We start from the raw sequence: 17444 nt of genomic DNA on the forward strand, positions 1-17444 counted from the left end.
CCGTCACCAGCACAAACAAGCAGAAATCCAGCCGCAGCAAGAAGACCAAGTCCAGCAACCCGCGACCACGCCGAACAGGTTAAAACTCAAGCTAGGGCCTGTGTCGAGGTCCCGTTCGATGAGAGTCGCGCCTGAGGTGGTTCCTGGCGGTGCGGGCGGACAGCCCGCATACCGGTGTTGTACGTGGGCTGGTCGCCCGTGCCCCCAGGGGCCGCCTCAGGCCCGGCTGTCGCGAACACGGACCTCGACACAGGCCCTGGTTCCCGTGCGGGACTGACGGACGCCGGCCGTCAACGTCGAACCGGAGAGGTGTGCCCGTTCGCTTGGGCGGGCTTCCCGATCGGACGCGGGCGGCGACATCGCCGGCCGGTTCCCCGACAAAGCGTCCCGCCAGGCGAAACGCGGCTCGCATTCGCGGGCTTCCGCGCTGCACAGTGTCGAAGCGCTGCGGCGACCCGATCTCCACGAGCGCGGTGAACTGCCGCTGTCCCGTTCAGCAACTCGTCCGAACGCCGTTGGAGGTCCGCTGTGTTCGCAGGCTATCGCAGCGCCTTCGCCAGACGAGGGGCCGTGTCCTTCTGCATCGCGGGCGTGCTGTCGCGTCTGTTCGTCGGGATCTACCCGCTCGGCCTGCTCCTCCTGCTGGCCTTGCCCACCGGTCAGTACGGGAAAGCCGCGTTGGTGAGCGGCTGCTGGACGATCGGCAACGCGCTCGGCAGTCCCGTCGCCGGAATCGTCGCGGACCGCTTCGGGCAGCGCAGAACGCTGCTGCTGTCCATCTTCGCGCATTTCGCGCTCGCCACGATGACGCTCGGATCGGTCGCGCTGGACGCGCCGCTTCCGGCCACGCTGCTCCTGGCTCTTCTCCTGGGCGCCTCAGCGGTCAACACCGGGCCGATGACGCGGGCGCGCTGGGCGACGATGTGGCCGGACGGCAGCACCGAGAGATCCGCCGCCTACTCGGTCGAAACGGTTCTGGACGAGGTCGTCTTCGCGATCGGTCCTTTGCTGACAGCGGCTCTCGCGATCCAGGTCTCGCCGTACCTGGCCGTCGCCTCGGCCGTTCTCCTCACCGCCTGCGGCGCGACCTGGCTGCTCTTCCAGCGGCACACCGAGCCGCCCAGGCAGCCTCCCGTCGCTCGCGTGCACCGGCGCCTCGCCGCACGGTATCCGGGCATGCCGCTGCTGCTCGTCCTGCTCCTGGCGCTGGGAGCCACCTGCGGCGCGGCGGAGGTGCTGCTCGTCGCGCGTTCCGCTGAACTCGGTCAGCCGGGTGGCGCCGGCCTCGTCCTCACCTGCTTCGCAGTGGGCAGCGGAGTCTCGGCCGTTCTGTACGGCTCACGGACGCGGAGCGGGCCGACGTCGCTGCGGCTCGCCTTGAGCGCCTCGGCGTTCGGCCTGCTCCCCGCCCTCTACCTGACCGCGGACAGCCTGCTCGTCCTCATGGCCTGCTCCGCGGTCAACGGTCTCAGCATGGCGCCGACCATCATCAACGCCTTCCACCTGCTCGACGAGCTCGTTCCGGTGGCGATCCAGACCGAGGGGATGAACTGGGTGTGGTCCAGTCTCTCGCTCGGTTTCGGTGCGGGCACCGCCACCGTCGGCAGGATCGCGGACGAACTGGGCGCCCGGTCGACCTTCTCCCTCCCGGTCGTCTGCGCGTTGTCCGCTGCCGCAGCCGCACATCTGCTGCATTCGCGGTTGAAGCTCCGAACGAAGACAGAAGTACCAAACACTTCACGATGAAGGACCACTCACATGGTGAACGATGTTCTTGAGCAGATCGAGGGTTCACGTGTGCAACTCGGGGCCCAGACTGCGGAAGCAGAAGAGATGGGAGCACTCCCCGCGCACACCGCGGACATCTTGCGCAAGACCGGTGTGGTGAGAATGCTGCAACCCGCGAAGCACGGTGGTTTCGAGGCCGATCCGCGGGAGTTCCTCGACGCGGTGATCCTGACCGCCGAGTCCTGCAGCGCCGCGGGCTGGGTCGCGGGCGTCGTGGGGTCGCACCCGTGGCAGCTGGCCCTGATGCCGGAGTCCGTTCAGGACGACGTGTGGGCGGCTGACCCGGACACCTGGGTGGCGTCGCCGTTCTCCCCGTTCGGCAAGGCGCGCAAGGTCGAGGGAGGCTATCTGCTGAGCGGCAGGTGGGCGTTCTCGTCCGGCACGGACCACTGCGAGTGGGCCTGGCTGGGTGCGACCGTGGTCGATGCCGAGGGCGATCGCGTCGGGTCCGAGGGCACGCTGCACATGCTGCTGCCGCGGAGCGACTACACGATCATCGACGGGTCGTGGAACGCGGTCGGGCTGCGTGGCAGCGGGAGCAAGGACGTCGCGGTGAGCGGCGCGTTCGTGCCTGCCGAGCGCGTGATCGCTGAGCAGGACGTCGTCAGCGGCGTCGCGGCCAGGGAGGCAGGCAGGAGCGAGACCCTCTTCCGCATGCCCTGGTCGGCCATCTTCCCCAACGCGATCACGGCGTCCATCATCGGCATGTGCCGTGGCGCTCTGGCGGCGTCCTTCGACTACCAGCGCGATCGGGTCGACGAGTCCGGCCGGCTGGTGCGTGAGGACAACTTCCTCCTGGCACAGCTGAGCGAGTGCTGCTCCGAGGTCGAGTCCGCACGGGTCCAGATGATGGCCAACGTGGGCCGCATGTGGGACATCGTCGACTCCGGCAAGGAAGTGCCGTTCGAGCTCCGCGCGGCAGCCCGCTGCGACCAGGTCCGCGGCAGCCGGCGCGCTGTGGAGGCACTCGACCGCCTCTACAGCCACTCAGGCGGGAACGCCTTGCGGTCGGATCGGCCCATGCAGCGCTTCTGGCGCGATGCCCATGCCGGGTTGAACCACGCCATCAACGTCTACTCCGGACCGTATCAGGCCTACGCGCTGAGCAGGATGGGCGCGGCAGTTCCGCCCGGTCTCCAGCGTGATGTCTGAGCCACGGGGGACGACAGTGGACGAGCACGCGACAACAACCTCCGCCATCGACGCACAGCAAGGCGGCCCGACACCGGACCTGGCGAGCTCGATACGCCTGCGGATTTTGCGGCACGGCAAGGACCGGCTCGGGGACGACGCCCTGGAACAGGCCAGAGCGGGCCGCGCCGACGCCGCGACCGAACCGGTGGTCGCGGAGTTCTACAACTGCGTTCTGGACAAGGCGGAGGACCGGTACTCCTACCGCAGCTACCTGGCCCTGGACGTCCTGAAGCCCCTCCTCCCGACGGCCGAGAACGTCCACACCGGACGGACCCTCGTCGCGCGCCTCCTGCGCGACCTGGCCGAGTTCGAGTGGATGACGATGAAGGACGACGACGAGAGCGAGCTCCTCCCGAGCGGCCGGCCACGCCGTCAGCTCGCACTCAAGAGGATTCGCAAGGCGGCCTCCCTGGGCGAGCACTTCGACCCGCTGGGAACAAGACCCGGGCTCGTGGCGGAACCGGTCGAGGACGTGATCCGCTTCAGCGTCCTCCCCGTCTCCGACCACCACGACGAGTACCTCTTCATCCGAGTTCTGCAGTGCTACGAGACGGTGTTCACGATGATGGCGGCCACGCTGGAGGAGGCGGCAGCGGTCGCGCAGTCCGGATGCGCCTTCGAGGTCGCCGCCCGGATCGAGTCGGCTGCGACGACGCTGGACCAGGCGTCGGGGTTGTTCAGCCTGCTGGCCACCATGTCACCGGCGAACTTCCAGGCCTTCCGCATGCAGACCGACGGGTCGAGCGCGATCCAGTCGGAGGCGTACAAGCTGGTGGAGATCTTCTGCGCGTTGCCGAGGAAAGGTCGCCTCGACTCCCCCGCCTTCCTCTCCGTTCCGCGCGTGCGGCTGCGCGCCTTGTCCGGGCTCGACTCCTTGTCCGCGTGGCACCGTCGCCGGCAGAGCAGGTGGAGTGACGCGGAGAGCGCGGTGGTGACGAACGCGGTGCACCTGCTGGAACAGAGTCATCAGAAGTGGAAGCGCACTCACCACTCCATCGCGCGATCGATGATCGGCGACAGCAACGGCACCGGCGGCACGGACGGCATCGAGTACTTGCGGCAGTGCACGGAGAACCGGCTCTTCTGGCCGATCGGCGAGCAGCGCCCTCAGCACGATTCTTCCTTCGACGGAGGCCGAGGCTACCCGTGGACCTGACCAAGTGGATGATCCGGGCACAGGAGGAGAACGCCAGGTGGCAGGACTCCTTTCCGCCGTTCTCACCCCACCCGTCGATGGAGGTCGACGATGACGTGTTCGCGGCGGCCTTCCACGACTTCACGGAGCGGCTCGGGAAGAACTACCCCTTCTTCCACCCGTCGTACGCCGGGCACATGGTCCGCCCGCCGCACTCCGCCGCCACCATCGGCTATCTGGCGGCCATGCTGGTGAACCCGAACAACCACGCGTTCGACGGCGGCCCGGCCACCGTCGAGATGGAGCAGGAGGTCGTCGCCCAGCTGTCCGGCATGTTCGGGTTCGAGGCCCCGCTCGGTCACCTGACCACCAGCGGCACGATCGCGAACCTCGAAGCCCTCTACGTCGCACGAGAGCTCCGGCCCGGCCAAGGCGTCGCGTTCAGCGAGGAAGCCCACTTCACGCACAGCCGCATGTGCCGCGTCCTGGGCGTGGAAAGTCATGCGGTGCGGGTCGACGACCGGGGCCGGATGGACGTCGAGGCACTGGAGGAGCTGCTGCGGACACAGCGGATCGGCACGGTCGTCCTGACCGCCGGCACGACCGGTCTCGGCGCGGTCGACCCGATCCACGAGGTCCTCGCGTTGCGGGAGCGCTACGACGTCCGCATCCACGTCGACGCCGCCTACGGCGGTTTCTTCACGCTGCTCGCGGGATCGGACACCGCGGAGGCGCTGCCGCCGGAGCCGTGGCGGGCGATCTCCCGGTGCGACTCCGTGGTGGTCGATCCGCACAAGCACGGGTTGCAGCCCTACGGTTGCGGCGCGGTGCTCTTCAACGACCCGGACGTCAACCGGTTCTACGCCCACGACTCCCCGTACACCTACTGCGCTCCGGCCGGGTTCAACCCCGGCGAGACGAGCCTGGAGTGCTCACGGGCCGGTGCGGCCGCGGCGGCTCTCTGGCTCACCTTCCGGGTCCTGCCGCCGACCCCGTCAGGACTGGGCCGGGTCCTGGGCGCCGGCAGGCGGGCCGCCCTGGACTGGTCGGCCAGGATCGCGTCGTCCGAGGCCCTCGAGCTGTACCAGGAACCCGAGCTGGACATCGTCACCTACTTCCCGGTCGTCCGGCCCGCGAGCATGCGGCTGGTGGACCAGGTGTCGGCCAGGATGCTGGAAAGCGGTGGCACAGAAGCAGATCCCGTGTTCCTGAGCACGGTGAAGGTGCGCTCCGACGCACTCGTCCGCCGGCATCCCGGTGTCACCGCCGATGCCCCCGAGGCGCGGATCATCCGCAGCGTGCTGATGAAGCCGGAGTTCGAGGACTTCATCCCGCGGCTGCACGACCGGGTGGAGGCGCTGGCCGTCTCCCACTCCGGGCTCAGGTGAGCGTGCTCCCGGCCGGCGCGGCGGAGATCCGGCCGCTCGACCGCACCGCGGCTGAGCATTTGGTTCCGCACGTATTCCACGTGGGTGTTCGGGTCGATCGGCTGGTGCGCGGGGGCAGTCGGGGTGTGCGGCACGCCACTCCGGCCTGTGCGGGTGATTCTCTGTCCTCGCTTGGGACGGCGGTCGAGCTCCGTCTACACCGGAGGGACACTCGCAGTCGTTCAGACCTGGCCTCCGGAAAGGGTTTCCAGTGAGCGATGCAGTGGAGCGGGTGTCGGAGTGGCTCGGCCGGCCCGCGGACGAGGTCGACCGGCTGGTGCACCCGGTGGAGCTGGAACGGGTGCTCGGTGCGGTCCACGAGCTCAACAGCCGAGCCGCCGCCGGTGACCGGGAGATGTTCTACCGGCAGCAGCTCCTGCTGTCGCGGATCTACGGCATGCAGCTGCGGGTGGCGCCCGGTGAACCGTCTGCCGAGGGTTCCACCGCGGTGCACCGGGTGACGCGCTCGCTGGAGCGGGCGACCGCGGCGGCGGAGGACGCGCGGATCGAAGCGGGATCGCTCGACGACGCGCCCGCGGACCCCGCCGAGTTCGTGTCGTGGCTGAAGAAGCTGGCGCGGGGGCACACCGTCTTCAAGCACCCGTACTACACCGACTTCATCCGCGACCACGCCGACGCGGAGGCGATCCGCCGTTACATGATCCAGGAGTCGGTGATCGACGGGCGTTTCGACGACCTCCTCGCGCTGATGCAGGTGGGCACGAACGGTCCGGCCAAGATGGAGATCGCGCGGAACTTCTGGGACGAGATGGGCAACGGGAACCCGGCGGAGGTCCACACCCACCTGTTCAAGCAGATCTTCGAGGTCTTCGACATCACCGACGACGAGCTGGAGAGCGCCCTCACCGCCAACGCGCTGCTGTCCGGCAACCTCGCGGTCATGCTGTGCCGCTACCGCTCCAGCTACCCGGAGGCGGTCGGTTTCCTCGGCATGACCGAGTGGCTGGTCCCCGACCGCTTCGTCCAGGTGGTGCACGCCTGGGAGCGGCTCGGCCTGCCGGACGTGGGCATCGTCTACCACCGCCTGCACATCACCGTGGACGCCCAGCACGCCGCCGGCTGGTTCCACAACGTCATCAAACCCGCGGCCACGTCACCGGCCATGCGCAGGGGGATCGCCCGCGGCACGCTGTGGCGGCTGAACTCGTCGCAGCGCTACCTCGACGAGCGCATGTCCGAAGTGGACCTGTCCGCGAGGCTCACGACCGCCGGGTGAGCGGCCGTCCCGCATCTTCACGAGGAAGGGGTTCCCGGACGTGGCACTCAACGAAGCAGGCTTCAGCATCATCGACCTCCCGGCGGCGTCAACCGAGCTGCTGGCGAGCTACGACGACCTGCCGGTCGACGAGTACATGGGTCACGGCACGAGGTTCAAGCGGTTCTGCCAGTACCGGCTGTCCCAGGACCAGGACTCCGGTTGCTCGTTCGAGCTGCTGCCGCAGCGCGACTACACGACTTTCGTCAAGTTCAACCCGGTGGCGGGCGGTATCCGGCGCCGGTACGAGCCGGTCGAGGCCGACTTCACCGACCTGCTCCGCGCGGGCGTGCAGGGGTTCCCGCTCGACCTCTCCGAGGACTGGTCGATCAACCTGCACCAGAACCGGTCGCAGGCGACCAGCGCGGTGACCGCGCCGCTCACCCCGGAGGGCGTGCACCACGACGGCCACGACTACGTGATGATCGGCGTGCTCCGGCGGGCCAACGTCGGGGGCGCGCTGACCAGGCTGTGGAAGCCGGGTGCGGACGAACCCTTCTGGAGCGGCACCATCGAGGAGGGGCAGGCGGTCCTGCTCGACGACCGGGCCATTCAGCACGACGTCACGGACGTGGAGTCGATCGACGGCCGCCCGGCCAACAGGGACATCTTCATCGCGGCGTTCTCCCGGTGGAGCCGGAAGTGGTACGGCGACGAGCACGACGCGCAGGCGCTCGCCGACGCCCCGTCCGGTGCCGCGGCGGACTGACCGGCATGGTGGCGTTCACCAAGTACCACGCGATGGGCAACGACTACCTGCTCGTCGAGCCGCAGGACGGCGTGGCCGCGGGTCCGCTCGCCGCACGCGTCCTGTGCGACCGCCACTTCGGGGTCGGCGCTGACGGGGTGGTGTTCGGACCGTTGGGACGACCGGCCGCGGCGGGCGTGGTCGAGGTGCGCATCCACAACGCCGACGGTTCGGCGTGCGAGCGGAGTGCGAACGGGTTGCGCGCGTTCGCACTGGAACACGCGCGCCGGCACGGGACGCGGCAGCTGGTCGTGGACACGGGGTTCTGCACGTCCACGGTCTTCGTCGACGACGTGGACGCCGGGATCGTGTCGATCGAGCTCGGCCGCCCGGACTTCTCCGCGCAGGCGGTGCCCGTGCTGGGCTGCGCCGGTGAGGCCGTGGACGTGCCGATCGAGGTCGGCGGCGGCCGGTGGCAGGTCACCGCGCTGAACAACGGCAACCCGCACGCGGTGCTGGTCCTGTCCGCTGTGGACGATCAACTGGCCGACTCGGTCGGTCCCCTGCTGTCCGCGCACCCGCGGTTTCCCGGCAGGGTGAACGTCGAGTTCGCCGCGGTCTTCGGCCAGGACGTCCTCGGCGTGGTGGTGTGGGAACGGGGCGCCGGCCGCGTGCTGGCCTCCGGCAGCGGTGGCTGCGCGGCCGCCGCGGCCGCACGCCGCCTCGGCCTGGTCGGGGACCGGGTCGAGGTGGTCATGAGCGGCGGTGCCTTCACCGCGCGGTTCGACCGCCGGGGCTCCGTGCTCATGACCGGTGAGGTCGAGCACGTCGCCACGGGCCGGGTGGCGGCCGGCCTCACCTCGCGGCTGGAAGAACTGCAACCGTCCTGAGGGAGTGTCGTGCCACGCCAGAACCTGCCCATCACCAGCGCCACGAGCGAGGTCGCCGGAGCGTGCCCGCTCGACTGCCCCGACTGCTGCAGCTGGCTGGTCACCGTGGAGAACGGGGTGGCGACCGGGCTGCGCGGCAACCGGGAGCACCCGGTCACCAGGGGCACCCTGTGCGTCAAGGTGAACCGCTACCTGGAGCAGGCCTCGCACCGGGACCGGATCCTGCACCCGATGCGCCGGGTGGGGGCGAAGGGCGAGGGCCGGTTCGAGCGGATCGGGTGGGACGAGGCGCTGGACGAGATGGCCGACCGCCTCTCCCGCATCGTCGACGAGCACGGCGGTGAGGCGCTGTGGCCCTACCAGGGCACCGGTGCGCTCGGGTACCTGCAGGGGGTGCAGGGGCGAGCGGGCACCAGGTTGTGGAACGTGCTCGGCGCGTCCCACCACGACATGACGATCTGCTCGATCGCGGGCCTGACCGGGTTGACGTACGCGCTGGGCACCAGCAGGGGCATGGACCCGGAGGACTTCGCGCTCTCCAAGCTGACCCTGCTGTGGGGCACGAACACGTTGACGTCGGGGCACCACCTCTGGAGGTTCATCGAGGCGGGCCGCAAGAACGGTGGTCACGTCGTCGCCATCGACCCGATGCGCACGCGGACCGCGGCCGCCGCGGACGAGCACCTGGCGCCGATGCCCGGGACCGACGGCGCGCTCGCACTCGGCCTGATGCACGTCATCGTCGCGAGTGGCCGGGAGGACGACGACTTCCTGTCGCGGTACTGCTTCGGCTGGGAGGACTTCCGCGAACGCGTGCTGGCCTTCACGCCGGAACGCGCCGCGTCCATCACCGGTGTCCCCGCGGAGCAGATCCGGGACCTGGGTGAGCGGATCGCGCGCACCAGGCCCACCGCGATCCGCACCTCCCAGGGGGTTCAACGGCACGCCGGTGCGGGCGCGACGCTGCGGACGCTCGCCTGCATCCCCGCGGTCACGGGCGACTGGCACCGGCCCGGCGGTGGGCTGATGTTCTCCACCGACACCTACTTCGGCGGCAACCGCGAGGCGCTGTTCCGCGACGACCTGCGCCCGAAAGCGGTGCGCACGCTGTCGATGACGCGGCTCGCCGAGGGGCTGCTGGAGGCGAGCGACCCGCCGGTGATGGGGCTGGTCGTGTACGGCGCCAACCCGGTGGTCAGCACCAGCGACCAGAACCGGGTCCGCGCGGGTCTGTCCAGAAAGGACCTGTACACGGTGGTCCTCGAACACTTCCCGACCGACACCGTCGACTACGCCGACCTGGTCCTGCCCGCGACGATGCAGCACGAGCACACGGACCTGATGGACGCGTACGGCCACCTCTACCTCGCGTGGAACGAACGTGCCGTCGAGCCGCCGGGCGAATGCAGGTCGACCACGGACACCTTCCGCGACCTGGCCGCGCGGATGGGGTTGCGCGAGCCCAGCCTCTACGACTCCGACGAACGGCTCGCCGAGCAGCTCCTCGACTCCGACCACCCCTCGCTGCACGGGATCACGCTCGACGGGCTGCGGGCCGACGGGTGGGCCCGGCTCAACTACCCCAGCCCGCTCGCACCGTTCGAGCACGGGTTCCCCACCCCGTCGGGGAAGTTCGAGTTCGTCTCGGCCACGGCGGCCGCCGACGGCCTCGACCCCATGCCGGGCTACACCCCGCCGCTGGAGGTCGTGGACGACGAGATGGCCGCACGCCATCCGTTCGTGCTCATAGCGGGCGCGTCGCACTTCGCCATCAACACGATCTTCGGCAACAACGACGAACTGCGGAGGAGAGCGGGTTCGCCGACCGTGGTCGTGCACCCCGACGACGCCCTCGCGCACGGGCTCGCCACCGGCACCCGCGTGAGGGTGTTCAACAGCCGCGGTGAGTTCACCGCGGACGTGCTGGTCGACGCACGGGTCCGCCGCGGTGTCCTCAGCACCACCAAAGGCCATTGGCTCAAGCTCACCGGCGGCGCGACGGTCAACGCCACGGTGGACGAACGGGATGCGGACATGGGTGGTGGAGCGGTGTTCCACGACAACCGGGTCTCGGTCGAAGCCGTCGAGGTCCCGGCAGCGCAGATTCGAGGAGGAGCGTCGACATGAGCGCACACAACGGTGTCCAGCTGGCGAGCGGACCGCAGGGCGCCGAGCAGTTGGGCGCCCTGCTCGGGGTGGCCCTGCGCGGCATGGAGGCCGGCATCCTCGAACGCGGCGGCCCGCTGCCGGCGGGAGGGCCCGCCGTCGTCTCGGCCGCCCTCGCGGCAGCCGGCGGCGGAACGGGCCGCCTGCCCCTCGAGGGCATCGGCGAGGAACGCGCGCTGGAGGAGATGAGCAGGCTCCTCGGCCTGGGCTCCGCCGATCCCGCCCACCCGCACTGCGCGGCCCACCTGGTCTGCTCGTCGCTGGCGGTGTCCGTCGCCGCGGACGTCGTGGCGAGCGCGCTCAACCCGTCCATGGACGTGTGGGAGCTGGCGCCGATGGCCAGTGAGATCGAGCGGGACTTCACCGCGGGCATCGCCGGGCTCTGCTACCCGGCCGAGCCCTCCCCCGACGCCGTGGTGACCTCCGGCGGAACCGAGTCGAACCTCCTGGCGCTGCTCCTCGCGCGCACCCTGCTCGGTGCCGGCCTCCAGGTGGTGTGCGGCGCGAACGCCCACCACAGCGTGACGAGGGCGGCCTGGCTCCTCGGACTGCCCACCCCGGTCGTCGTCGCCTGCGAGGACGACCGGATGGTCCCGGCGGCACTGGAGGCCGCTCTGGAGCGGCTCGGCCCGGCCACCCTCGTCGTCGCCACGGCGGGCACCACCAACACCGGCCGGATCGACCCGCTCCACCAGATCGCCGGGATGTGCCGCCGGTTCGGGGTGCGCCTGCACGTGGACGCGGCCTACGGCGGGCTCGCGCTGTGCAGCGAGGAGTGGAGCCGGCACCTGCACGGCGTCGAGCTGGCGGACTCGGTGACGCTGGACATGCACAAGTTCGGCTGGCAGTCCATCGCGGCCGGTCTCCTCGCGACCCGCAACGCGGCGGACCTCGGTGCGCTCACGATCAGCGCCGACTACATCAACGCCTCCGACGACGTCGACGCCGGCCTGCCGGACCTGCTCGGCAGGTCGATCTGGACCTCGCGGCGCGCGGACGCGTTCCGGATGGCGGTCACGCTGATGGCGTTGGGCACCAACGGGCTCGGTCGCCTGGTCGAGCACTGCTGCGCGACCGCGCGGGAGGTCGCGGCGGAGATCGACTGCCGGTCCGACCTGAGGTTGTGGCAGAGCCCGTCCTTGTCCACCGTGCTCTTCCGGCCGACCGTCCTCGACGACCTGCCGATCGCCGCGGGGGACGCGCTCGTCGGCCGCGTCCGGCGTGAGCTGCTGGCCAGGGGGACCGCGATCGTGGGGCGGGCCGCACTTCCGGACACAGTGGACGGTCAGCGGAAGCTGTGGCTCAAGCTCACCCTCCTGCACCCGAACGCCTCGGGCGCCGACTACCGCTCCCTGCTCGACCAGGTCGTCGCCGTCGCGGCGGAAGAAACAGGGCTGGTGGAGTCCCGGTGAGCCGCACGGGGCGGACCTCCTGGCGCATTCGAGCGGGAGGTCGTGGACGGGTCAGCGGGCCGACCGTGCCCGCTGTGACGATGCACCGCGCGGCGGTCCCCACCGGCCGCCCGGTTTTCACCTAGGAGTTCTGCCATGCAGATCGTGCTCGCGACAGAGTCGGACGCTCCGGCGCTCGGCGAACTCATCACGGAGTCGTTCCGCGACCTGGACCTCACCGGCTGGCTGGTGGACGACCTGGAGGACTGGTGGAAGATCGGTCCGCACTACCTCGAACGGGAGGTTCGGGACGCCATCGCCTGCGGTGTGGTCTACACCCTCCCGGACCTGTCCGCCGCCCTCGTCGCGTTCGACCACGCGGTCGAGCCAGAGCCGACGCCGGAACGGGAGAGCTGGCTCAGGGACCTCACCGGTCCGTACTTCGAACGGTTCGCCCGGTTCGAGGCGGCCTTCCTCTCCGCGCACCCGCACCAGTCCCACTACTACGGCGCCTACCTCGCCGTGCGCCCGACCGAGCAGAACAACGGTGCGGCCACCCTGCTGCTGAACCACCACCACCAGGTCCTGGACGAGCTGGGCCGGGATGCCTACGGCGAAGCGTCGAGCAAGCGGCTGGTGGGCTTCTTCGGTGCCCGCGACTACACGCCGCTCGGTCCGCCGGTCGTCCTCGACGGCCAGGAACTGCTCCAACCGATGTGGCGCACGGCCCGTCGCCCCGGCTGACCGGCTTCGGCGCCGGACCGGCCCACTCCGGTCCGACGCGTCACTTCCGAGCGGTGCCGACCAGGAGCAGCGACCCGCTCGGATCGCTGAAGTCCACCACCTGGTCGTGCTCGCTCGCCTCCTCCGGATGCCAGTCGGGCGCCCAGGTGACGCCGGGCTCCAGGAGGGTGAAGTCCCCGAAGAGGGCGGTGACCTCCCGGCGGTCGCGGAAGATGGCCGGGCTGACCGAGTTCGCGTACATGCTCTTCAGCTCGCCCAGCATCGCGGCGCTGCGCGGTGAGACCTCCGTGTCGGTGACGTGGGACAGGGAGAGGTACGACCCCGGCACGAGCAGGTCGCGGTAGGTGGCGACGAGGCGGGGGCCGAGGTCCTCGGTGTCGCCGCTGCCCGGTGCGGGTGGTTGCTGGATGTGCAGCACCGCCATGAGGAGCACCGCCACCGGTTCCCGCAGGTCGATCACCCCGGTGTCCGAGATCCGCGACCAGACCCGGTCCGGGTCGCGCAGGTCCGCGTGGACGGCCGCGTGCCGGCTCGGGTCACCGTGCTCTTGGAGCAGCAGGTTCGCGTGGTCGACGGCCACCGGCTCGTGGTCGACGTAGGCGACCCGCACCTCACCCGGCGCGACCTGCTCGCCCACCTCGTGCACGTGCCCCATCGTGGGCACCCCGGACCCGATGTCGATGAACTGGCGGATGCCCAGCCGGACGAGGTGCCGCACCACCCTGCGCTGGAACATCCGGTTGGCGTACGCGACCGACCTGATCACCGGGTAGTCGCGCAGGACGCGTTCGGCGAACTGCCGGTCGACCTCCCAGTTGGTGGTCCCGCCGAGGTAGTAGTCGTAGATCCGGGCGACGCTCGGTCGCGTCAGGTCGACGCCCGGCAACGGGAAGGGCTCGTCGTTCGACTCGGGCACGTCAACTCCTCCGGGTACTGCGCGGACCTGACTCCACTGTGGACCGCAGCGGCTCGCTGCCGATTCCACACCGAGCCGACTTTCCGGCGCTGCAGGAGATTCTGGCACACCGGCGGTACCGGATGATCACCCGGAACAGGCTTTGTCCGTGTTGTCCGACGGGCAGGAGGTGGTTCATGAAGATTGAACGGCGCGAGTGGGTCCGGACGGTGGGCGAGGACGCCGCTCCCGCGCTGCTCACGTTGCTCGAAGCCGGGGGCGTTGCCTTCGACCCGGTGGAGGAGCAAGTTAACCCGGTCTACCGCGAGTACACCGACGAGTTGCCGGAGGAGGACTACCGCGAGGTCGTGGTGCCGAGCTCACCGATGTCGGCACGGTGCGCGTGAGCGAGCCGGGGAACGCGTCAGCGACGCGGCCGGGATCGGTGACCAACCCCGGCATTCGTCACCCGCCTCGCCCGTGTCCGTCGAGGAGCCCCAGTCGGCCGGGACGGAGACAGCCGTGATCGAAGTTCAGGGCTCAGGCCAGGCCACCGCCGCACACCAGGGCGTGGCGAACTCGGGTTCCATATGCGACGTTCATGTCGAGTGCCACTACAACGCCGCAGCAGGGTCGGCACCGTCCTGGCCGATGATGGTCGTCGGCAGAGGTATACCTGCCGCTCAGGTGTGCCGAACAGGCGGTTGGCTGTGCAGAACATCTTGCCCGCGGGTCAACCAGCCGCCGGAGTTCGTGACATGTCAGGACGGTCGTGCCATTGCTCCAGTCGGATAGCCTGCCCCGCTGCAACGGCAACGCGGGAACAGTCAGTGTGATCGCGACGACCGCCGTTACCACGACCGCAGCCCAACCCACGTAGTTGCAGCGTTAGCGCTCTCACCACAAAGATTCGCGTCGCCGTGGCTGAACCGTGTCTGGGCTGCTTCTTCGCTCGTTCTCGCGCCATGGTCCCGGTACTGCCCGACGCTGGCCCATCGAGTGCGTGGTTGCCGACGATCTGTGCAGGCCAGTGCGCCGTTACCGAATGCTATTTATAGCTGATACATCACCCGTTCGGCTGCTATACCGCTTTGCTGTCACCGCAGGCCCAAGAGTTCCGAGGCAGCACCCGCCACCTCTTGTCATGTGGAATTACGGACCTGCCTAAACTTCGTAGCTTTGATCAAACCAAAATCGGGGTGTTCAGCGAGATGGACGACTTGGGCGACCGTCACACTCATAACGTGGTGGGCGGCGATGTGCATGGCCAGACGTTGATGGCCGGCACGATCAACGGCGACGTGCACATGAACCAGCGCCCGCAACAGGTGGTCGAATTGCCGCACCGGGCGGGAGCTTCTCCTGTGAGGGCGGGCTTCTTCCAGCCGCGCCAGGTGGAGCTGCCAGTGGAACCGGAGACACGGACGATCGTGTTGACCGGTCTTGGTGGCGTGGGCAAGACACAACTAGCGCTCGACCATGCCGAACGTGCGTGGGAGGCAGGGCAGGTGGACCTGCTCGTATGGGTTACCGCTGACTCCAGGGACGCGGTGGTAAGCGCTTACGCGTCTCTCGCCCGCGATCTCACCGGTATCGAGGACGTCGACCTCGAACGAGGCGCGGTCCGACTGTGGGAATGGCTGGCTCGCACGAGCGCGCGGTGGCTCGTCGTGCTGGACGACGTGATGCGTCCAACCGACTTGAATCGGCTCTGGCCTCCCAAATCGCCGAACGGACGCACGGTGGTCACCACCCGGCGAACCGATGCGGCGATTCGAGGCGATGGGCGCAAACTGATCAACATCGGAGTTTTCCACCCTGCGGAGTCGCTGTCCTATCTGGAAAGCGCGCTGGAAGACCACACGCACCTCCTGTCCGAAGCTGCGGAGTTGGGGCCTGATCTGGGGCACCTACCACTGGCGCTCGCGCAAGCGAGCGCATACATGGTCGACCTCAATCTTCCCTGTGATCGCTACCGCGCCCGGTTCGCGGACAGGCAACGGACACTCGCGACGCTGTTCCCCGATCGCGAACATCTGCCCGATGGGCACCAGCGAACCGTCGCAGCTACCTGGTCCTTGTCCGTCGAACTCGCCGACCAGCTGGTTCCTGCCGGACTTGCCAGGCCGTTGTTGATGGTGGCGAGTCTCCTCGATCCCAACGGCATTCCGCTCGACGTCTTCTCCACGCCGTCCGTGCTGGAGTGGTTGACACGGTCGGCAGGCCGCCGGGTGAGCGCTGAGGAAAGCCGTGACGGGTTGTGGTGCCTGCACAGGTTGAGCTTGATCAGCTCCGCCCGCAACCCGGATGACCAGGCCGTCCGGGTGCACAGACTGGTTCAGCGGGTCACCAGGGACACGATCACAACCGAACAGCTCGAAGAACTCACTCATGCCGACGCAAAGGCGTTGGTGGAGGTGTGGCCGGAGGAGTTCAAAGACGCAGTGCTCGGGCAGTCGTTGAGGGCGAACACAGATGCACTCGCAGCATCGACAGGAGAGTTGCTCTGGCGGTGCTCCTGCCGTGAGGTGCTGTTTCGAGCGGCAATCAGCCTGGGGCACAACGGTGGAGTGGTGGCTGCGCGTACAGCGTTCCTCAGCTTGACGGCGTCCGCCGAACGTCTCCTCGGACAAGATGCCCCAGCCACCTTGCAAGCACGGAAGTACCTGGCGCGGTGGACCGGCGAGGCCGGGTATCCCACGCAGGCGGTCGAACAGATGGAGACCTTGTTGTCCGACGTCGTGCGTGCAAAGGGTGGAACAAGCCGGGCCGTCTTGGAGGCACGCAGCGATCTCGCACACTGGCGTGGACAGGCGGACGACCCACACGGCGCACTGTTCGATTTCGTGGCCATGGTGCCCGATTTCATCGCTGAACTGGGAGAGGACGACCTCCTCACGCTCACCGCAAGGGGCAACGCTGCCCGCTTCTACGGTGAGGCTGGCTATCCGTGTGCCGCGGTCTCCGCATATCGGGAACTGCTACCCGACCTGCGCCGGGTGCTGGGCGAGGACCACGCCGCGACGCTGACCGCTGCCCACAACTACGCGCACTGGCGAGGAATGGCCGGGGATCCGGTCGGAGCAGTAGCCGCCCTGCGAGCGGTCTTGGAAAACCGGGCGCGAGTGCTTGGAGATAATCATCCACACACCCTCTCGACGCGGGGAGTCATCGCACGATGGTTCTGGCGGACCGGAAACCCCGATGAGGCGGCGAAGCAACTTGAAGGAGTTGTCCTCGACCGCACTCGGGAATTCGGCGCCGAGCACCCCACCGTTGTGATCGATCTGGTCGACTTGGCCGTCATCTGGGCGCATGCCGGCAATCGAGCAAAGGCTCAAGCCGCACTGGACGCCGCACTCGCCGCAGACGAAAGCAGCCAGAGTTTGGACCTAGACCTCACGAGGTTCGTGCAACGGGAGATCTCGCAGTCCCAGCCGTTCCCTCGGACTCACACCACCGCAACGAGCCCCGCTCACAACAGGCCGTAGCGGCTTCCTGGGGTTGCGAGACCCGCGGGTTCATCGACGAGGCATCGCGGACCACATGCGGCACAAACGCTGCGCACAACCAGCGTGCTCACCATGCGGGAAGGTTCGCGAGCAGCTCGAGCGGCTGCTAACTTCGAGCAGACCGCCGATCACTCGTCGAACATTGCGAGCCGATGAATGGCGCATGAATTCCTCGTCCAGCTGACCGACGACCTGGACGGCACCACCGCGGACGACATCGAGACCGTGCAGTTCGGCCTCGACGGCGTCACCTACTTGATCGATCTGAACGGCTACAACGCCGACACGCTGCGAGCGTTGCTGCGGGAGTACGTCACAAAGGCACGTCGAAACAGTCG

Annotated in this window: 13 protein-coding genes and 1 pseudogene; 13 read left to right on the forward strand and 1 reads right to left on the reverse strand. The window is 68.9% G+C overall.

Translation table 11 applies throughout. The annotated features are described in order from the left end of the window. Positions 1-570 precede the first annotated feature (570 nt). The 10 genes from ACZ7CD_RS38100 (at position 571) to ACZ7CD_RS38145 (ending at position 12699) form a co-directional block, all read left to right on the forward strand. Positions 571-1746: an MFS transporter gene (locus ACZ7CD_RS38100; protein WP_470372084.1), complete on the forward strand. Its 1176-nt coding sequence runs from the start codon at positions 571-573 to the stop codon at positions 1744-1746. Between the two features lie 87 nt (positions 1747-1833). Then, entirely contained in the window at positions 1834-2940 is a 1107-nt protein-coding gene (locus ACZ7CD_RS38105) for an acyl-CoA dehydrogenase family protein (protein WP_470372083.1), read from the forward strand. Then, positions 2933-4138 carry a tryptophan 2,3-dioxygenase family protein gene (locus ACZ7CD_RS38110; RefSeq protein ID WP_470380791.1) on the forward strand — a complete coding sequence of 402 codons (1206 nt, stop codon included), beginning with the start codon at positions 2933-2935 and terminating at the stop codon, positions 4136-4138. Before ACZ7CD_RS38105 ends, ACZ7CD_RS38110 begins: the two co-directional genes overlap by 8 nt. Beyond that, complete coding sequence (locus tag ACZ7CD_RS38115; RefSeq protein ID WP_470380792.1) at positions 4129-5505, forward strand: pyridoxal phosphate-dependent decarboxylase family protein; 1377 nt, start codon at positions 4129-4131, stop codon at positions 5503-5505. Before ACZ7CD_RS38110 ends, ACZ7CD_RS38115 begins: the two co-directional genes overlap by 10 nt. A 250-nt stretch (positions 5506-5755) precedes the next feature. Continuing rightward, positions 5756-6781 (forward strand): iron-containing redox enzyme family protein, encoded by a 1026-nt coding sequence (locus ACZ7CD_RS38120; protein WP_470372080.1) that lies wholly within the window; start codon positions 5756-5758, stop codon positions 6779-6781. A 40-nt stretch (positions 6782-6821) separates the two neighbouring features. Beyond that, on the forward strand, positions 6822-7529 hold the full coding sequence (locus ACZ7CD_RS38125) for a 2OG-Fe dioxygenase family protein (RefSeq protein ID WP_360400007.1): 708 nt from the start codon (positions 6822-6824) through the stop codon (positions 7527-7529). Positions 7530-7534: 5 nt separating this feature from the next. Next, the gene (gene dapF, locus ACZ7CD_RS38130) at positions 7535-8398 is read left to right on the forward strand and encodes a diaminopimelate epimerase (protein WP_360400010.1); all 864 of its coding nucleotides are present in this window, start codon (positions 7535-7537) and stop codon (positions 8396-8398) included. A 9-nt stretch (positions 8399-8407) separates the two neighbouring features. Continuing rightward, the gene (locus tag ACZ7CD_RS38135; RefSeq protein WP_470380793.1) at positions 8408-10525 is read left to right on the forward strand and encodes a molybdopterin-containing oxidoreductase family protein; all 2118 of its coding nucleotides are present in this window, start codon (positions 8408-8410) and stop codon (positions 10523-10525) included. Continuing rightward, on the forward strand, positions 10522-11976 hold the full coding sequence (locus tag ACZ7CD_RS38140; RefSeq protein ID WP_470380794.1) for a pyridoxal phosphate-dependent decarboxylase family protein: 1455 nt from the start codon (positions 10522-10524) through the stop codon (positions 11974-11976). The genes ACZ7CD_RS38135 and ACZ7CD_RS38140 overlap by 4 nt, the downstream gene beginning before the upstream one ends. A gap of 135 nt (positions 11977-12111) precedes the next feature. Next, a complete protein-coding gene (locus tag ACZ7CD_RS38145) occupies positions 12112-12699 on the forward strand; it encodes a hypothetical protein (RefSeq protein ID WP_360400019.1) in 588 nt (195 codons plus the stop codon). A gap of 40 nt (positions 12700-12739) precedes the next feature. Here the strand turns inward: ACZ7CD_RS38145 and ACZ7CD_RS38150 are convergent, their stop codons facing one another. Continuing rightward, the gene (locus ACZ7CD_RS38150; protein WP_360400022.1) at positions 12740-13615 is read right to left on the reverse strand and encodes an SAM-dependent methyltransferase; all 876 of its coding nucleotides are present in this window, start codon (positions 13613-13615) and stop codon (positions 12740-12742) included. A gap of 176 nt (positions 13616-13791) precedes the next feature. Here ACZ7CD_RS38150 and ACZ7CD_RS38155 point away from each other — a divergent pair, with 176 nt between their 5' ends. The 3 genes and pseudogenes from ACZ7CD_RS38155 to ACZ7CD_RS38165 all read left to right on the forward strand — a co-directional run. Further along, positions 13792-14001, forward strand: a complete 210-nt coding sequence (locus ACZ7CD_RS38155; RefSeq protein WP_360400025.1) for a hypothetical protein — start codon at positions 13792-13794, stop codon at positions 13999-14001. Between the two features lie 804 nt (positions 14002-14805). Then, positions 14806-17085, forward strand: a complete 2280-nt coding sequence (locus ACZ7CD_RS38160; RefSeq protein ID WP_470380795.1) for a tetratricopeptide repeat protein — start codon at positions 14806-14808, stop codon at positions 17083-17085. Between the two features lie 177 nt (positions 17086-17262). Beyond that, a pseudogene (locus tag ACZ7CD_RS38165) lies at positions 17263-17436 on the forward strand (Lsr2 dimerization domain-containing protein); the annotation flags it as partial. Between the last annotated feature and the right edge of the window lie 8 nt (positions 17437-17444).

It is taken from the genome of Lentzea sp. NPDC036949, assembly GCF_055608075.1.